Origin of the sequence: Acinetobacter nematophilus, from assembly GCF_026344175.1 — a bacterium.
Classification (GTDB): domain Bacteria; phylum Pseudomonadota; class Gammaproteobacteria; order Pseudomonadales; family Moraxellaceae; genus Acinetobacter; species Acinetobacter nematophilus.
This window is the reverse complement of sequence record NZ_JAPKMY010000007.1, coordinates 100065-116536: the sequence shown is the minus strand read 5'-3', so window position 1 is coordinate 116536 and position 16472 is coordinate 100065. Positions and strand designations below refer to the sequence as shown.

Below are 16472 nucleotides of genomic sequence, written 5' to 3'. Positions count from 1 at the left end.
ATACGTCTCCCTTAGCGCCCTAAATACTTTTCAATCACATCTTCATTCGCCTGTACTTCTGCCAATGTGCCTTCAGCGAGTATTGCACCTTGCGCAAGCACGGTGACTTTTTCACTGATGGTATCGATAAAGCTCATATCATGCTCAACCACCAGTAAAGTATGATTCTTTTTTAATTCCAAACACAATTCAGCAGTACGTTCAGTTTCCGCATCGGTCATACCTGCAACAGGCTCATCCAACAGAATCAGTTTTGGGCGCTGCATCAACAGCATCCCGATTTCAAGCCACTGTTTTTGTCCATGTGACAATAAGCCTGCTGGCTTTTGGATAAACTCTTGCAGACGAATCTGCTGTAAAGATTCGTCTAATGCCAACTGAGCATCAGGACTTAACTTACTGAAGAAACTTTTTTTCACTGTTTTATCTTTAGGTGCGGCAAGTAACAGATTTTCCATGACCGTAAAATTTTCAAATACAGTCGGTTTTTGAAACTTGCGACCTATCCCGGCTTCAGCAATTTGCTCAGTACTCATTTTGGCTAAATCATAGTTTTGACCAAAAAAAGCGGAGCCTTCTGTTGGACGGGTTTTGCCTGTGATGACATCCATCAGTGTGGTTTTTCCAGCGCCATTTGGACCAATGATGCAGCGTAATTCACCTTCTTCAATATAAAGGGACAAATCGTTTAAGGCCCGAAAGGAATCAAACCATACGCTGACTTTTTCTAAGTACAGCGCAATACCATGGCTAAAATCGGCCCCCTCGGCTTTAGGTCGACCGTAGCCTTCACCAATTTGGCCACCATGCTGAGCATTTAAACCTAAGTCTGATAAGAGCGCTGACATTAGTGATCTCCTTTTTTAAAACGTTCAAATAGCCCAATCACACCTTTCGGGAGAAAAATAGTCACAACAATAAATAGTGCCCCTAGAATCAATAACCATGCTTCGGGATAGGCTACGGTAAAATAAGTTTTCACCCCATTGATTAAGCCTGCACCAAGAATTGGCCCAATTAACGTGCCACGTCCACCTGCAGCAACCCAGACAGCCATTTCAATGGAGTTGACGGGGTTCATTTCGCTTGGATTAATAATCCCTGCTTGTGGGACATACAGTGCACCAGCAATCCCAGCAATGACCGCAGAAATCACCCATGCAGACAGTTTGTACCACAGAGTGCGATAACCGAGATATTGCAAGCGGTTTTCACTGTCACGGATCGCTCCAAGTACTCGACCATAAGGTTTATTCATTAAACTGCGTAAACCAATAAAACTGAGTAACAAGACCAAGGCCGTCAGAAAACATAATGTGGCACGCATAGAAGCGGAGGTTATGTCCATGCCCAGAATAGTTTTAAAACCTGTAAAACCATTGTTGCCGCCAAACCCTGTCTCATTACGGAAAAACAACAAGGCTGCTGCAAAGGTCATGGCTTGGGTAATAATTGAAAAATACACCCCTTTGATTTTGGAGCGGAAAGCAAAAAATCCAAAAACAAATGCAATCACACCAGGTACGAGAATTACTAAAGCCAGCGCCCAAACAAAATGTTGGGTCCCTACCCAATACCAAGGTAATTCAGTCCAACTGAGGAATCGCATAAAGTCAGGAAGCTGATCACCTGCCGACTGACGCATCAAGTACATACCAAAAGCATAGCCACCCAAGGCAAAGTAAAGCCCATGCCCTAGACTCAGGATGCCTGCATAGCCCCAGACCAAGTCTAAAGCCAGTGCAACCAGAGCCAAGCACATGATTTTGCCGATCAAAGTGACCCAATAAGCAGAAAGATGTAAACTCGAATCCTGTGGCAATACATGGAACCAGGGTAAAATTAACATTACCGCAAAACATATTGCGATCGCGGTTGCGCTATAGGGTTTATCTGAAAGTAATGAAGTGATTTTCATATATTTACTCCACAAAACGACCTTTGATGGCAAATAAACCTTGTGGACGTTTTTGAATAAACAAAATCACAAGCACCAAGAGAATAATTTTAGCCAGTACAGCACCCACGCCGATTTCGAGAATTGTTCCACTAACGCCAAGCCCCAACGCAGCTAAAACCGCTCCCCAAACTTGTCCAACACCGCCAACCACAACGACAAGGAAAGCGTCAATAATATAGTTTTGCCCCAAATCTGGACCTACATTACCAACTTGTGCCAAAGCACAGCCTGCAAGACCTGCAAGACCTGAACCCAGTCCAAATGCCATCATGTCAATACGTGCTGAACGAATCCCCACCGCACGAGCCATTTGGCGATTTTGTGTCACCGCACGAACAAATAATCCAAATCGGGTTTTGTTAAGCAGATAAACCAGTAACAGGAGTACGGCAACGGTAAATACAATGATTGCAATACGGTTGTAGGGCAGCATCAAACTTGGCGTGATTGAGATCCCGCCTGAAAGCCATGAAATATTGGATACCTCAACATTCTGGGCACCAAAAACCATGCGTACCAACTGCATCAAAATAAGGCTGACACCAAAAGTCGCCAGTAAGGTTTCCAATTGACGTCCATATAAGGGGCGGATGACGATTCGTTCGATCAGCATGCCAATCAAAGCACTGACGAGAAATGCAGCAGGAATTGCCGCAATCAAGTACCAATCCAGATATGCTCCCAAATGTGTTTTAAATAAACTCTGCACCACATAGGTGGTATAAGCACCGATCATGATCAGCTCACCATGTGCCATATTGATAACACCCAGTAAGCCGTAGGTAATTGCAAGTCCAAGTGCAGCAAGCAATAAAATACTCGCGGTGCTTAAACCTGAAAAAACATGTCCAGTCCATTCACTGACCTGGATTCGTGTTTTGATACTGCTTTGTGCACTGACCAATACTGATTTTAATTCTGGGTTTAAGTTTGGTTGTGTCAGCGCTTGTTCAACGATGGCTAAAACATCAGGACGGTTAGAATCTTGCAAGGTTTTAGCGGCTTGAATTTTGGTCAAAGTATCAGGACTATTAAAGTCCATTCTGGCCTTTAGCTGTGCTAAACGTGCTTTGACTTTATTATTGTTTTCATCTAGATAAAGCTGATTGATCATTTTTATATCCAGCTCATCTAAGTTGTTTTCTAGAATATCAATCGCGGCAAGACGCTGTGAAACATCGGTAGACTGTAATTTGATTTTTGCTTGAGCAAAGCTCAAGGCTTTGTGTAGAGTATTGACCAAAGTCACTTGATTTAAATCAGCCGGCCAATCCGTTATTGCTTGCTCATCGGGATAACTGAATAATTTATCTCCCTCTTTCATCAAATAAGTATTGCCTGAACTATCGGTGTAGAGTTGATCTTTTTCAACATAAGCAACCAACTGATCAAGTTGTTCAATACTGGCAGGCCATTGATTGAGCATTGCACGGCGACTGGCGAAATCTCCGCGTACAAATTGCTGAATTGCATCATCATGAGATGCAGCTTTTTGTGTGGTTAATGCAGCTCCCGTTGGCGCTCTATGTGAGGATTCAGCAGCAATCGTTTGCATCAGGAACAACTGGGAAATCATAAAAAAAAGTGTTGCAAAACTTAGTCTGATCGACATACGCAACTCCCCCTATTCTTGTTGAAATACAATGACGCTTGATCAAGGTCATGGGTTAAGCTTGCTGAACAACAGCAAGCTTTGGGGTCGTAAAATGCCTATTTAGGAATATACGGGCTCCACGGTTCGGCTTTGATCGGTTGAGGGCTCTTGTACACCACATCAAACTGTCCATCGGCGCGAATTTGCCCAATCATGACCGGCTTGTGTAAGTGATGATTGGTGGCATCCATACTTAAGGTATAACCAGAAGGTGCTTTGAACGTTTGGCCAGCCATTGCATCACGCACTTTATCCACGTCCGTTGTTCCAGCCTTTTCAACAGCTTGTTTCCACATATGGATACCGACATAAGTGGCTTCCATTGGATCATTGGTCACCAATTTATTCGCGTTTGGCAATTTATATTCCACTGCGTACTGCTTCATTTTATTGATAAATTCTGCATTTACAGGATTCTTCACCGACATGAAGTAGTTCCAAGATGCCAGATGTCCAACCAAAGGCTTAGTATCAATACCGCGTAATTCTTCTTCACCTACAGAGAAAGCCATCACTGGAATATCTGAAGCTTTGATGCCCTGATTGCCCAATTCACGATAAAACGGCACATTGGAATCACCATTGATGGTTGAGATCACCGCTGTTTTCTTTCCTGCGGCAAATTTTTTAATATTTCCAACAATGGTTTGATAGTTGCTATGACCAAAAGGGGTGTACTCTTCCATAATGTCGGCATCAGCCACACCTTTTGACTTTAAGAATGCACGTAAGATTTTATTGGTGGTACGAGGATAGACATAGTCCGTCCCCAAAAGAACAAAACGTTGCGCTTTACCCCCTTCATCACTCATCAAATATTCAACCGCAGGAATCGCTTGTTGATTCGGCGCTGCACCTGTATAGAAAATATTTTTAGACTGTTCCTGTCCTTCATACTGCACAGGATAAAATAACAAACCATTGAGTTCTTCAACGACTGGAAGTACAGACTTACGTGATACCGATGTCCAACATCCAAAAATCACCGCCACCTTGTCCTGGGTAATCAACTGACGTGCTTTCTCTGCAAATAAGGGCCAATCCGATGCTGGATCGACCACCACAGGTTCAAGTTTTTTCCCCATCACGCCACCGTTAGCATTAATTTCATTGATTGTCATCAATGCGGTGTCTTTAAGCGATGTTTCTGAGATCGCCATCGTTCCTGACAGCGAATGTAAAATACCGACTTTGATCGTGTCACCACTTGCAGCAGAGGCCTTGTTTTCCGCAGTTGTTGGTTTCGCGTCGGTTTTATCAGCAGGCTTTGAACAACCCGTCAATACCATGCTCCCCATCATTGCAGCAACTAACAGTGTTTTTGAAAACATTTTTTGTTGGAACATGATTTTTTTCTCCAAACCTTTTGGTGCATTTTTAAATGCATGATTTTGTTCATACCTCACAGGCTGGATTCAATTTTTATGCCAAGTCAAAAATTTATTTTTTTTGAATGACTTTTTAGAAGCAATAACATGATGAAAATCAATAAAATTATAAGCGTTACTTTTTTCTCCAAAGGGGGTAGATTATTCTCCACCCATAGCCAACAAATAGACTACACAACCAGATGTAGCGAATCTAAAAATGCCAAATTAAAAGTCATACTGATCAAATTAAGTGCGATTTTTTTGCTTTAAAATGAGCAAATAGAGTGCAGATTGAGTATGGCAAGCCAGGATGAAAAATGGACCGTATCCTATACTTTGAAAAGCCGATAGATTGGGCAATCTGAATTAAAAACTCAATAAAAAATGAGGTCTTCAAGACCTCATCTTTTTACCTAAAGTTTTCATCAAGCCAAATGCTATTTAAACGGTTAAATCTGCGAGATTACCTTTTTGCTCTAACCAGTCTTTGCGATCGCTGGCACGTTTCTTTGCCAATAATTTGTCCAATAAGCCTGCGGTATGATGTGCATCATCTAAATCCAACTGAACCAAGCGCCGAGTATTTGGATCTAAAGTCGTTTCACGCAACTGGCTTGCGTTCATCTCTCCCAATCCTTTAAATCGAGTAATTTGTGGGTTCTTAGACTTTACTCTCTTTAAGATAGCTTCTAACTCATCATCATCCAACGCATAATAAACGTCTTTATTATCATCTATTCGATACAAAGGCGGCATCGCTACATATAAATGCCCAGCATCCACCATTGCAGGGAAATGCTTCACAAACAAGGCACACAATAAAGTTGCGATGTGTAAACCATCGGAGTCCGCATCGGCAAGAATACAAATTTTACCATAACGCAATTCTGAAAGATCATCACTTCCCGGATCAACACCAATCGCTATCGCGATATTGTGAACTTCTTGAGAAGCCAAGACCTCATCAGAAGATACTTCCCAAGTATTTAAGATTTTTCCACGGATTGGCATAATGGCTTGGAAATTTTTATCTCGCGCCTGTTTGGCAGAACCGCCTGCTGAATCCCCTTCCACGATAAAAAGTTCTGATTCTTCAAGTGTATGCCCTACACAATCTGATAATTTTCCAGGTAATGTTGGACCTGCCACAATTTTTTTACGCTCAACTTTTTTCGCTGCTTTTAAACGGCGACCAGCTTTCGCAATCACGATTTCAGCCAGTTGCATTGCAACTTCGGCATTCTGATTGAGCCACAGGGCAAAAGCATCTTTAGCAATATTTAAAACAATATTGGATGCTTCACGACTTGAAAGCCGTTCTTTGGTTTGACCGGAGAATTGCGGTTCTTGGAATTTAAGTGAGAGAATAAAATTCACGCCATCCCAAACATCTTCTGCTGACAATTTCATATTACGTGGCAATAAATTCCGCAATTCACAGAATTCACGCATTGCATCAGTCACCCCTGAACGTAAACCGTTCACATGCGTACCGCCTTGTGCAGTTGGAATCAAATTGACATAACTTTCCTGAATCTGTTCCCCACCTTCGATATTCCAGCAAATTGCAAATTCTGCACTGGCACGCTCAGCCTCGCCTGTTGCAACAAAAGCAGGTTCAGGAATAATTTCACGGTCTTGCAATTCATCCATCAAATAGTCGACTAAACCATTTTCAAATTGCCATTCGATTTTCTCATCATTGATCTGATCAATATAATTAATCTGCAAACCCGCAGCCAAAACAGCTTTGGCTTTTAAATTATGCTTTAAAGCTTTAAGCGCAAATTTAGGCGAATCAAAATACTTGGCTTCAGGCCAAAAACGTACCGTTGTCCCTGTTGCACGCTTGGCAACCTTACCTTCTAGAACTTCTAGAGGCGCGACAGGTTCGCCACGTTCAAAAGCCATTTTATAAAGATTGCCCTGACGTTGAACCTCAACCTCGACACGGTCAGACAAGGCATTTACAACAGAAATTCCGACCCCATGTAAACCGCCTGAAAACTGGTAATTGTCTGTACTAAACTTACCACCTGCATGCAATTTGGTCAGAATAATTTCGATCCCGCTTTGCCCATATTCAGGATGGATATCGACAGGCATACCACGACCATTGTCTTCAACAGATAAAGAACCGTCTTTATATACCGTGACAGTTATTTTGTTGGCATGCCCTGCAAGTGCCTCATCGACAGCATTATCAATAACTTCTTGCGCCAAATGGTTTGGACGCGTGGTATCTGTATACATGCCTGGACGACGACGCACAGGGTCTAAGCCAGATAATACTTCAAGTGATTGGGCCGTATATTGAGACACGTTTAAGTTTTTCCTTTTATTTTACGGAGTAAGATAAAAACTCCACAATCATGGGAATTTTATCTGCAAAATCTTCCATCGCATGATTACCATGCATTTCTGTCATGATCAAGGATGTATGTGGCGCTGTACTATAATACCGTTCTGCCTCACGATAATCCAAAACTTCATCGCCTTGTTGCAATAACACCATTATTTTGTCTGCATCTTGCACAAACGGTACAGCAATGTCTTCCAAGTAGTCCAATTGGACATCATCCAGTGTCCATTGTTCAGTCACTTGGTAAGGCATATATTCCGTCCCAAAGAGCTGACGAAACAATTGCCATGGTCGCATAGCCGGATTAATTAAAACAGCAGGCACACCATATTTTGCGACCAACTGTGTCGCATAAAACCCGCCTAGACTGCTTCCCACCAACACCACATCTGAGCATTGCTCAATATAAGCCGATATTTGTGTTAAAACATCGTGTGGATGCTGATTTAAATCAGGTAAATACACACGATGCGATGAATGGTAGCGACAATAGTCGGCTAGCTGTTGCCCTTTTATGGACAAAGGGCTACTTTTAAAACCATGTAAATAAATAATATTCATTGAAAACGGATTGATTTTTCACCACGGATGTTTTAATTTTTAATGTGACCCAAATCACATAATTGTTTTAATTTGTATATGTGGGGATATTGTCCGACAAAAAATTAAAACTTTAATGCAATTATCGGTATTTTAAATAATGTTCAGGATGAACAAGATAAGATGATTGCCTATGAATTTATACATGGATCTAGAGCAAAAATAAAGTCTTTGTTCCAGATCAATATGGATGAGGAAATAACAATGCCAAGCTTAACCCCTTTACACGAAACCTATTGTAAGTGGGACCGTTCGCCTCCAAGTCAGGCAGACGTACTAGAAGGCTTAGCGCAGTTAGTCAGTACGCCCCTCAGTGGTGTCGTTCAGGACTTCATCCAATCTATTCAACGTGAAATGTTACTGAGTATTTTCGGTTTAAGTAAGCAAAAAGCTAAACGTTTCCAGTCTCGTCCAATTGTCGATAAACTCTATAAATTCGGTTATAACGCTTTGCAAAATTACGGTAGCCATCTGTTGGCGCCTGTACTCCGTAAAACCATTGAACGTTTCCCAAACCTACATGATAAACCGCTTAATGCGCATATGACCTTTTTAGTCAGTGCTTTAAATGGCGTACTCGGCGATTATCTTTTGGCGACCCATAATCCATTGGCACTTTCTCCTGTCCTCTACGACCACTATGGAGCATTACAACAAGGCGACTTGGCAGGTCGTGTGGTGATCTTTTCACACGGTCTATGTATGAACTATCAGGACTGGAGTAGCCGTGGTAATGGCGGTATCGGGGAAAAATTACTGGCGCAGCGTGATAACAACACCATGCTCTATTTCCATTACAACACCGGTCGAAGAATTTCAGCCAATGGTCGCTCTTTAGCCAATCTGCTTGAAGACCTCATCAAACGTAATCCACGCATTACCAGTATTGACTTGATCGGACATAGTATGGGGGGGTTGGTGAGTCGAAGTGCCTTATTTTATGGCAAGCAGAATATGCACCAATGGTTTCATATGGTTGAAAACCTAGTATGTATCGGTTCTCCGCATCATGGCGCGGTGTTGGAACGCTTTGGTTTTGCAATCCAAGAAAAGATTGGACATTTCCCCATCGTCAAAATTATCAGTCATGTGGTGAATATTCGCAGTAATGGGATTTTGGACTTGCGCTATGGTAGTGTTCGTGATGATGATTGGGAACATAATAATGCGCGTATCGGTTTAATGGACGATAACCGTAAACCTGCGCCACTACCCTCACACATCAATACCTTTTTAATTGCTGGCACCTTAGAGTTTGAAAATCGTAAAAATCGAACCCTCAAAGTCATTGGTGATTATTTGGTCAGTGTAAAGAGTGCTCTAGGCGAACATCCTAATCCACGTTTTCAGCTCAAACTGCCAGAATCTCACAAAGCAGTATTCTACGGACTGAATCATTTTGATATTCAATATCATCCTCTGGTTTCAGAACAAATCGCCAAATGGTTCTATCCGCATCATGATGAATTGGCTGAAGAACAAATCCGGAAGTATCTGATCAAGCTGGAAAGCATGCAGGGCATTGTGGAAACCTGATTGTCAGTCATCTATGTATAAAAAAAGCTGATGTTGAATCAGCTTTTTTATGCTATTTGACTTCAAGATGATAAGACTTATTGTGTTCAGGATGAATCATTTCACCATATTCATCAAAATTTGATTTGTCCGTACATTGTGTATCGACAAATAAGCTTTGATTTTTCTTTACAAAACCTTTCGTTAAGGCACAAGTCCAACCCTTGTTATAAAATTTCTGATCGACTTTTTTACCGTTTAAGTCAAATTGTGTCACTTCAATCAAAGACTGTGTCAATGTTCTTGCAGGTTGGCTCTGAGATACGGACAGCACATAGTATCGACCACGATGTAATTGGCAGTCTTCAACATGACTCGAAAAAAAATCAGGATTGGTCTTAAACACTTTAAAAGGCTGAGCACCGAACTTGATATAGGAAACATCCGCAGGGATGGTGTCGTCAAATTCGGATTTAAATTCGCAGGATACCTCTTGACCAGCAAGCGGAGGAGCCTTGGCTAAAACAGCTACAGAAATACAAAACGCAATTGCGCCAAGACAACTTAAATATATTTTATGATGGATCATTTTAATACGACGATATTGGTTATGGTTGTAATTGAATAAGATAAAAAAGAGCTGGTTAATAGCAGCTCTTTTTACATTTCAGTACTTTCTAAATAACTGCCATAGGCTAATCAATGCCAATACACTAAAGAACAGCAGTGACCACACAGGTAAAGACTGTCCTAAAAAGGTCCAATCCACCATTGCACATTCACCAGAACCTTTGAGCACATTTTCAAAAACAGCTTTTAAAGGCAAGGTATTCACCCAATAGTCCAAACCAGGACCACAACTTGGCACTTGATCCTTGGGTAAGTTTTGCAGCCATACATGGCGAGCCGCAACACCGACTGACCAAGAGATTGCAACTAGACCCAAGAAACTATAAATGCGTTTAAATACATTATTTTGAGGATAATGTAAAAATGCGATCAAAGAGATTAGACCAAGACCAATCAACCCAATACGTTGAAATACACAAAGTGGACAGGGTTCAAGCCCTTGCACATGCTCTAAATAGAGTGCAAAAGACATCCCGACCACACTTGCTAAAAATAAAAGACCACTTACGAAGCGATAACTACGCCATTGCATGGAACTTCCTCGTTATATCATCAATACCTTATCTAAATTTACTCAGATAATCTTCAAAACTTATACTTGTATCTTGTTCAAGTTGCTGTTGTTCTGTGAGAGAAGTTTGAGTAAGACCCTCAAAATACGCTAAAGTTTCAGGACTTAATACATGTTGTTCGTAACTTTCGATGTGCTGATTCGCCATGTGACCACCAAAACTCCATGTCCCCCCATATTCCATCGTATCGGCAATGACTTGTGCTGATAAAGTCTCATCAACATCATCAACCCTTTTCTGCATCACATCGAGTGCTTGACCATATAAATGTGTTGAATAGGTTTGGTTCAATAGTGCTGCAAGTGGCTGCATGGCATCGAGATGTTGCTGTAACCATTCTAGCAATGGATATTCTGTACCTGCCTCAATAATTTTGGCATTCGGCGCACGTCCGCGGTTGACCACTTCAGTTTGGTTTTGTTCAATCACATCTTGTTCGTCATCCCATAAATCTGGGCTGTCTTGAAGCAAACAATATAAGGCAACCACTTCCAAGAAGCCTGCAGTGTCTTCGTTAATACCAATTGCACTATATGGATTGACATCTACAGCACGTAATTCAACATAACCAATGCCACGATTTGCCAAGGCCTGTGACGGCGTTTCACCTGCTTGTGGAACTTGTTTAGGACGAACCAGACTATAGTATTCATTTTCAATCTGTAATACATGATCATTGATTTGAATTGGTTCACCCGCAGCATTGTTTAGACCCAAGCGACTAAATTGTGCATAAGGAGAATTCACCGCTTTTTGAAGTTCAGCCACATAACTGTCTAAATTATTGTAGTGAATGCCGAGTTGCTTTTGTGCAGAATTTTGATAGCCAAAACGCCCCATACGCAAGGCAGTCGCATAAGGTAAGAATAAAGTCCCTTTGATTAATGGCAATAACTGGTGTTCACGCCCAGTCATAAAACACTTACATACCGACGGGCTTGCACCGACTAGATACATCACCAACGGCGTTAAACGGATAAAATTACGAATAAGTCCCAAATAACGATGACTGCGATAATCTTGCAGACTGAGTACTTTCAATGCATCGTCTTGTTCATGCTGTTGTAATTGTTCAAATAAAATATCAGGAAAAGAAACATTATAATGCACACCTGAAATCGTCTGCATCCGGCGACCATAGCGAATACCCAAACCATGGCGATAGAGTGTTTTAAATTGTCCAATATTAGATGTGCCATATTGTGCCAAACGAATATTTTCTTCTTTTTCATCTAGCATACAAGGCATAGACAAAGTCCAAAGCTTTTCACCATTTTCTAAATGGCGATTCACCACAGCATGTATATCGGTTAAAAAATTTAAAGCTTCGCTGATGCTTGCTTTGGGAGGCGTAATAAACTCCATCAACGCTTCTGAATAATCTGTCGTGATATGCGGATGCGTCAAAGCAGAACCTAAAGAACGAGGATGATCGGCCTGTGATAAAAAACCATTATTTTGCATACGCAGGCTTTCACGTTCAATGCCACGTAACATCCCTTTGAATAAGGTAGAATCCACCCAATCTGGCACAAGAAATTGGGAAATCGTTTTGGGTTGACTCATACTTACTCACTTATCTTAAAGGATTTTTTAAAATAAAATATTTCGATGCGCGCAGTATAACGTTATTTATCGATATACACGTATAACCATCGTTGTTTTAAATGAATTATTCACTTTATTTCGAAAAAAGTTTTTATCACAAAGTTCAACTACAAGACATCTAAAATTTGTGTTTGTATAGAAAAATCACCAATAAAGAATTGTAAACATTATGAATTATCAAGAAATTATCGATTTTTGGTTTAGTGCAGAAACTCAACCTTATTGGTTCGCCAAAAGTGATGCATTTGATCAAATTTTACGTGAGCGCTTTTTACATACCTTAGATCAAGCCAAACAGTGTGAATTGTGGACTTGGCGGGCAACAGCCGAAGGTCGTCTTGCTGAAATCATTGTTCTAGATCAATTTTCTCGTAACTTATATCGTGACCAAGCCAATGCATTTGCTCAGGATGCTCTAGCACTTGGATTGGCACAAGAAGCGATTCAGCTTAAATTAGATCAAGCATTGAAACCTGAACAACGTTCATTCTTGTATATGCCATTTATGCACAGTGAATCGAAAATTATTCATGCTCAGGCTTTGCAGCTTTTTGAAGCGTTGGGCAATCCCATCAATCTGGACTTTGAGAAAAAGCATAAACTGATTATTGATCGTTTTGGGCGTTACCCACATCGTAATGAAATTTTGGGAAGAACCTCAACTGCTGAAGAAATTGAGTTTTTAAAGCAACCCAATAGCAGCTTTTAATCGGTCTGGCTGATGTAAAATTCATATTGCATCAGCCACTAAAACTATCGCTTTGCTTAATAATTTTATTTTCAATTATTTCTGTGTTTAATTCATTCGATCTTACACTCAATCGTAATTCTTCTAACACTCTTGATAGATAAACTCTACTTTTTCAAGCCTCCCAACTGAAGCAGTCAATATGTTTTAAATATTCAACCCCGACTGGAATACCCAAAATATGAAATGATCAATCAAATAGACAAATCCGTTCTAATTTTCTAAGCATAAATCGAATATACATGTAGAAAAAAATACTTTTTAAATAAATAAACAATTCAAAAACTAAGCGTATATTGTTTAATAAAAATACAAAATCACAATATATCCACTAAAAATGCTCAGATATTGTCATTAAACAAAAATTACTTTTCCAGTAAAGCGAGTAAAAAAATGACACAACCCACAGTTATATTGGTTCACGGTTTTTGGGGAAACTCATTGCATTGGCAACATGTTATTCCCTTACTAATTCAAAAAAAATTAAAGGTAAAAGCTGTCGAAATTCCATTAACGTCTTTGGCTGACGATGTGGAAAGAACCCATAAAATGATTAATCAGATTGAAGGACCAGTATTGTTGGTGGGACATTCTTATGGAGGAGCAGTGATTACAGAGGCTGGTAATAATGAAAAAGTGGTGGGTTTAGTTTACATTGCTGCATTTGCTCCTGATACATCTGAAAGTCCTGGATTAATTACCCAACAGCATCCACCAGAAGCTGCTGCAAATCTTTACCCCGATTCTGATGGATATTTGTGGGTTAAAGAAGACAAATACCATGAAAGTTTTTGTCAGGATCTCGATGCTTCGCAATCTATCGCTATGGCTATCGCTCAAAAAGCTCCACTTGCAAGTACATTTGGAGATGAAATCAAAACACCTGCATGGAAAAATAAACCATCGTGGTATCAGATTTCAACGCAAGATAGAATGATTTCACCTGAAAATCAGCGAAAAATGTCAGCGAGATTAAATGCAAAGCAAATCATTGAACTTGATGCGAGTCATGCCTCTCTTGCCTCAAGACCCAATGAAATTTCTGACTTTATTATTCAGGCTGCATCGTCTTTTGAATTATAGTGAAAAAACTGAACTGTCGTGATTTAACTCAACGTGTGTGAACTATTTTTCCAAGAATTAAAATTTAACAATGCTAATTTAATGCATCTTAAACATCATTAAGCCTTCACTTCATTAAGATTGATCTTTCTGACCACTTGGTGATGAAAACAGTTTTTCATCACCTTTTCAATTTTGATCAGATGTGGGAGTAGGCTAATTTTTTACTGGTCTTGATCTTCATGTCACTCAATATTTGTTAATGAGTGATGCTTTTCTTATTTAAATTTTAATTTTCTTTTAATGAAGGGATTTAACAAAAATCTTCTTGAAATTCATTGTCAGTCCATCAACTTAGAACAGTATCAGACATAGAAATTTATTCACTTCCATCCCCCAAAGTGGACAAGGAGCAACAGATGCAAAAAACACTGATTGGTCTGACGATCGTCGCTGTGCTCACGATCACAGGCTGTGCGACGACACCAAGTAAACCACGTACCTTTGACCAACTTGGACAATACACTACAGTTCCGCTCAATGACCATAGCTATCGTATTAGTTTTCAAGGCAATAGTAATATGAGTTTTGGAACTGCTGAAGAAATTAATCTCGTCAAAGCTGCTCAAACTACCCTATTAAATGGTTTCATCTACTTCAAAGTTTTAGACGATCCAAGTAATCGAAGCCAACAGCCTCCGCGCAAAGCGGTGGTTTATCCATCCACAAATTACTACCCTTATGGTTGGGGTTATCGACGCCATCCAATGTTCTGGAATGACCCATTTTACGATATGCCACAAGTGGTCAATATTGATCCCGTACAGATTTCCTATAGCATCGAATGTTATAAAGATAAGAAATCTTCACCCAACGATGCCTTTGATGCTCGTTTGATTTTGCAATCTTTAGGACCAAAATATGGTGTTGGTCCGACAGGACAGGTACTACAACCACAGCCTGATGCGGTAACATCAAAGCAATAAAGATAAAGAAACTTGTTTAGGAAAATGAATGAGCGGAATTGAACAAAATGAAGTCGCCAATAGTATTCCAAGTCTAGATCGAAGCAAACGCTTTGCCACAATCGCCTTGATTGTGGCAGTGGTGGCATGGATTGCTTTAATCATTTCTGCCAAGTTGCTCCCTGAATATGCATGGTTTATCCATATCCTCATGTTAGGTGCTGAAGCAGGAGTTGTAGGTGGTCTAGCCGACTGGTATGCAATTACTGTCTTGTTCCGCAATCCCTTTGGGAAAATTCCTATTCCTAAATTTTTAAAAGATCATACTGAAATTATTCCGCGTAATAAGGCACGTATTGCGGAATCGATGGGTAAATTTGTTCAGGAAAACTTCCTTTCTCCTCAAATCGTTGAGCGAAGTTTACAAAATACTGACCTGAGCTTAGCCGTAGGACAATGGTTGGCACATCCCAAAAACAATGGTCAAGTGGCCGATGTGATTCAACAAACGGTACCCAAAATTTTTGAATTTGTTGGACAGGAGCAAATTGGACGCTTTATCCAAAATAACAGTGTGCAATGGGCACGCAATACCCGTATGAATCAACTTGCCAGTGAAATGCTTCGTGCGGTCTTAGACAACGATTTCCATCAAGATGTGTTGCAACGTGGACTCGACATTGCACATGAATGGATGATGACCCATCCTGAAAGAACACGAGAACTCACCCAGACCCTGTTTAAAGAACTGGGCGTTTCACGCCTTGCCAAGGGTGCAAGTTGGATCGGCATTGATGTGGAACAACGTACAATTGACTCAATTATTGAAAAAGTTGAATCCATGTTGGCGGATGAAGATCATCCAATCCGTCAAAAAATTGAGGAAGCAGCACATCAACTTATGCTGCAATTGGCGGATAATAATAGCCATGCCAGCTTACGTTTAAATGAAACTAAAAATGCACTTTTAGACAGTGAACCTGTTTTGAATTTTATGACGGGTGCTGTGGTTATTTTATGCGATGCCATTAAATCTGACTTGCTGAAAGCAGACTCTGGTATTGCAATGAACCTGCGTGTTGCAATTCAACAAGTGGGTGAAAACCTGATACAAAACCGATCTGTTCGTGACCTGCTCAATGATCGAATCAGCGGTATTGCTGTTAATTTAAGCGATCAATACAGTGAAAAAGTGATTACCTTTATTAGTCAACGAATTCATGAATGGGACTCTACAGAAATGATTGCCAAAATTGAAAATGAAGTAGGCGGTGACTTACATATGATTCGCGTAAATGGTGTGGTTGTTGGTGCTTTTATTGGTTTGAGTTTAGGGGTTATTCGTGCTGTGATTGATTTTGCGATCTAACAGTGCAAATGAATACGATGAAATCAATTCACTCATCAGCATAAAATCAATCAAAAA

The 16472-nt window shown here is 40.4% G+C and carries 14 protein-coding genes; 5 read left to right on the top strand and 9 right to left on the bottom strand.

The window, feature by feature from the left end; all coding sequences use genetic code 11:
• Positions 1-11: 11 nt before the first annotated feature.
• The 6 genes from urtD to OSH00_RS13650 form a co-directional block, all read right to left on the bottom strand.
• Positions 12-848, bottom strand: coding sequence for an urea ABC transporter ATP-binding protein UrtD (gene urtD, locus OSH00_RS13675; protein WP_004826035.1), 837 nt, complete (start codon positions 846-848; stop codon positions 12-14).
• Positions 848-1918, bottom strand: coding sequence for an urea ABC transporter permease subunit UrtC (gene urtC, locus OSH00_RS13670; protein WP_266130875.1), 1071 nt, complete (start codon positions 1916-1918; stop codon positions 848-850). The genes urtD and urtC overlap by 1 nt, the downstream gene beginning before the upstream one ends.
• A 4-nt stretch (positions 1919-1922) precedes the next feature.
• Entirely contained in the window at positions 1923-3572 is a 1650-nt protein-coding gene (gene urtB / locus OSH00_RS13665; RefSeq protein WP_266130874.1) for an urea ABC transporter permease subunit UrtB, read from the bottom strand.
• Positions 3573-3670: 98 nt separating this feature from the next.
• Positions 3671-4960, bottom strand: a complete 1290-nt coding sequence (gene urtA / locus OSH00_RS13660; protein ID WP_266130873.1) for an urea ABC transporter substrate-binding protein — start codon at positions 4958-4960, stop codon at positions 3671-3673.
• Positions 4961-5425: 465 nt separating this feature from the next.
• Positions 5426-7306: a DNA topoisomerase IV subunit B gene (gene parE, locus OSH00_RS13655; protein WP_004826028.1), complete on the bottom strand. Its 1881-nt coding sequence runs from the start codon at positions 7304-7306 to the stop codon at positions 5426-5428.
• Between the two features lie 16 nt (positions 7307-7322).
• Positions 7323-7907 (bottom strand): YqiA/YcfP family alpha/beta fold hydrolase, encoded by a 585-nt coding sequence (locus OSH00_RS13650; protein WP_266130872.1) that lies wholly within the window; start codon positions 7905-7907, stop codon positions 7323-7325.
• A gap of 243 nt (positions 7908-8150) precedes the next feature.
• Between OSH00_RS13650 and OSH00_RS13645 the strand changes: the two genes are divergently transcribed.
• A complete protein-coding gene (locus OSH00_RS13645; protein ID WP_266130871.1) occupies positions 8151-9482 on the top strand; it encodes a PGAP1-like alpha/beta domain-containing protein in 1332 nt (443 codons plus the stop codon).
• 52 nt (positions 9483-9534) lie between these two features.
• On the opposite strand, the gene OSH00_RS13640 is transcribed toward OSH00_RS13645, so the two are convergent.
• From OSH00_RS13640 to gshA, 3 genes are all read right to left on the bottom strand, one after another.
• A complete protein-coding gene (locus tag OSH00_RS13640) occupies positions 9535-10050 on the bottom strand; it encodes a hypothetical protein (protein WP_266130870.1) in 516 nt (171 codons plus the stop codon).
• Between the two features lie 78 nt (positions 10051-10128).
• Entirely contained in the window at positions 10129-10623 is a 495-nt protein-coding gene (locus OSH00_RS13635; protein WP_266130869.1) for a disulfide bond formation protein B, read from the bottom strand.
• A gap of 28 nt (positions 10624-10651) precedes the next feature.
• On the bottom strand, positions 10652-12229 hold the full coding sequence (gene gshA, locus OSH00_RS13630; protein ID WP_266130868.1) for a glutamate--cysteine ligase: 1578 nt from the start codon (positions 12227-12229) through the stop codon (positions 10652-10654).
• A 211-nt stretch (positions 12230-12440) separates the two neighbouring features.
• Here gshA and OSH00_RS13625 point away from each other — a divergent pair, with 211 nt between their 5' ends.
• The 4 genes from OSH00_RS13625 to OSH00_RS13610 all read left to right on the top strand — a co-directional run bounded on the left by OSH00_RS13625 (position 12441) and on the right by OSH00_RS13610 (position 16415).
• Entirely contained in the window at positions 12441-12980 is a 540-nt protein-coding gene (locus tag OSH00_RS13625) for a DUF924 family protein (RefSeq protein ID WP_266130867.1), read from the top strand.
• A 432-nt stretch (positions 12981-13412) separates the two neighbouring features.
• Positions 13413-14102 (top strand): alpha/beta hydrolase, encoded by a 690-nt coding sequence (locus OSH00_RS13620; RefSeq protein ID WP_266130866.1) that lies wholly within the window; start codon positions 13413-13415, stop codon positions 14100-14102.
• Between the two features lie 398 nt (positions 14103-14500).
• Complete coding sequence (locus tag OSH00_RS13615) at positions 14501-15067, top strand: CC0125/CC1285 family lipoprotein (RefSeq protein ID WP_266130865.1); 567 nt, start codon at positions 14501-14503, stop codon at positions 15065-15067.
• Positions 15068-15095: 28 nt separating this feature from the next.
• Positions 15096-16415 carry a DUF445 domain-containing protein gene (locus OSH00_RS13610; RefSeq protein ID WP_266130864.1) on the top strand — a complete coding sequence of 440 codons (1320 nt, stop codon included), beginning with the start codon at positions 15096-15098 and terminating at the stop codon, positions 16413-16415.
• The last annotated feature ends 57 nt before the right edge of the window (positions 16416-16472 follow it).

Coding starts and splice junctions, on each gene's coding strand:
- urtD (WP_004826035.1), bottom strand. CDS start 848: ATGTCAGCGCTCTTATCAGACTTAGGTTTAAATGCTCAGCATGGTGGC.
- urtC (WP_266130875.1), bottom strand. CDS start 1,918: ATGAAAATCACTTCATTACTTTCAGATAAACCCTATAGCGCAACCGCG.
- urtB (WP_266130874.1), bottom strand. CDS start 3,572: ATGTCGATCAGACTAAGTTTTGCAACACTTTTTTTTATGATTTCCCAG.
- urtA (WP_266130873.1), bottom strand. CDS start 4,960: ATGTTCCAACAAAAAATGTTTTCAAAAACACTGTTAGTTGCTGCAATG.
- OSH00_RS13650 (WP_266130872.1), bottom strand. CDS start 7,907: ATGAATATTATTTATTTACATGGTTTTAAAAGTAGCCCTTTGTCCATA.
- OSH00_RS13645 (WP_266130871.1), top strand. CDS start 8,151: ATGCCAAGCTTAACCCCTTTACACGAAACCTATTGTAAGTGGGACCGT.
- OSH00_RS13640 (WP_266130870.1), bottom strand. CDS start 10,050: ATGATCCATCATAAAATATATTTAAGTTGTCTTGGCGCAATTGCGTTT.
- OSH00_RS13635 (WP_266130869.1), bottom strand. CDS start 10,623: ATGCAATGGCGTAGTTATCGCTTCGTAAGTGGTCTTTTATTTTTAGCA.
- gshA (WP_266130868.1), bottom strand. CDS start 12,229: ATGAGTCAACCCAAAACGATTTCCCAATTTCTTGTGCCAGATTGGGTG.
- OSH00_RS13625 (WP_266130867.1), top strand. CDS start 12,441: ATGAATTATCAAGAAATTATCGATTTTTGGTTTAGTGCAGAAACTCAA.
- OSH00_RS13620 (WP_266130866.1), top strand. CDS start 13,413: ATGACACAACCCACAGTTATATTGGTTCACGGTTTTTGGGGAAACTCA.
- OSH00_RS13615 (WP_266130865.1), top strand. CDS start 14,501: ATGCAAAAAACACTGATTGGTCTGACGATCGTCGCTGTGCTCACGATC.
- OSH00_RS13610 (WP_266130864.1), top strand. CDS start 15,096: ATGAGCGGAATTGAACAAAATGAAGTCGCCAATAGTATTCCAAGTCTA.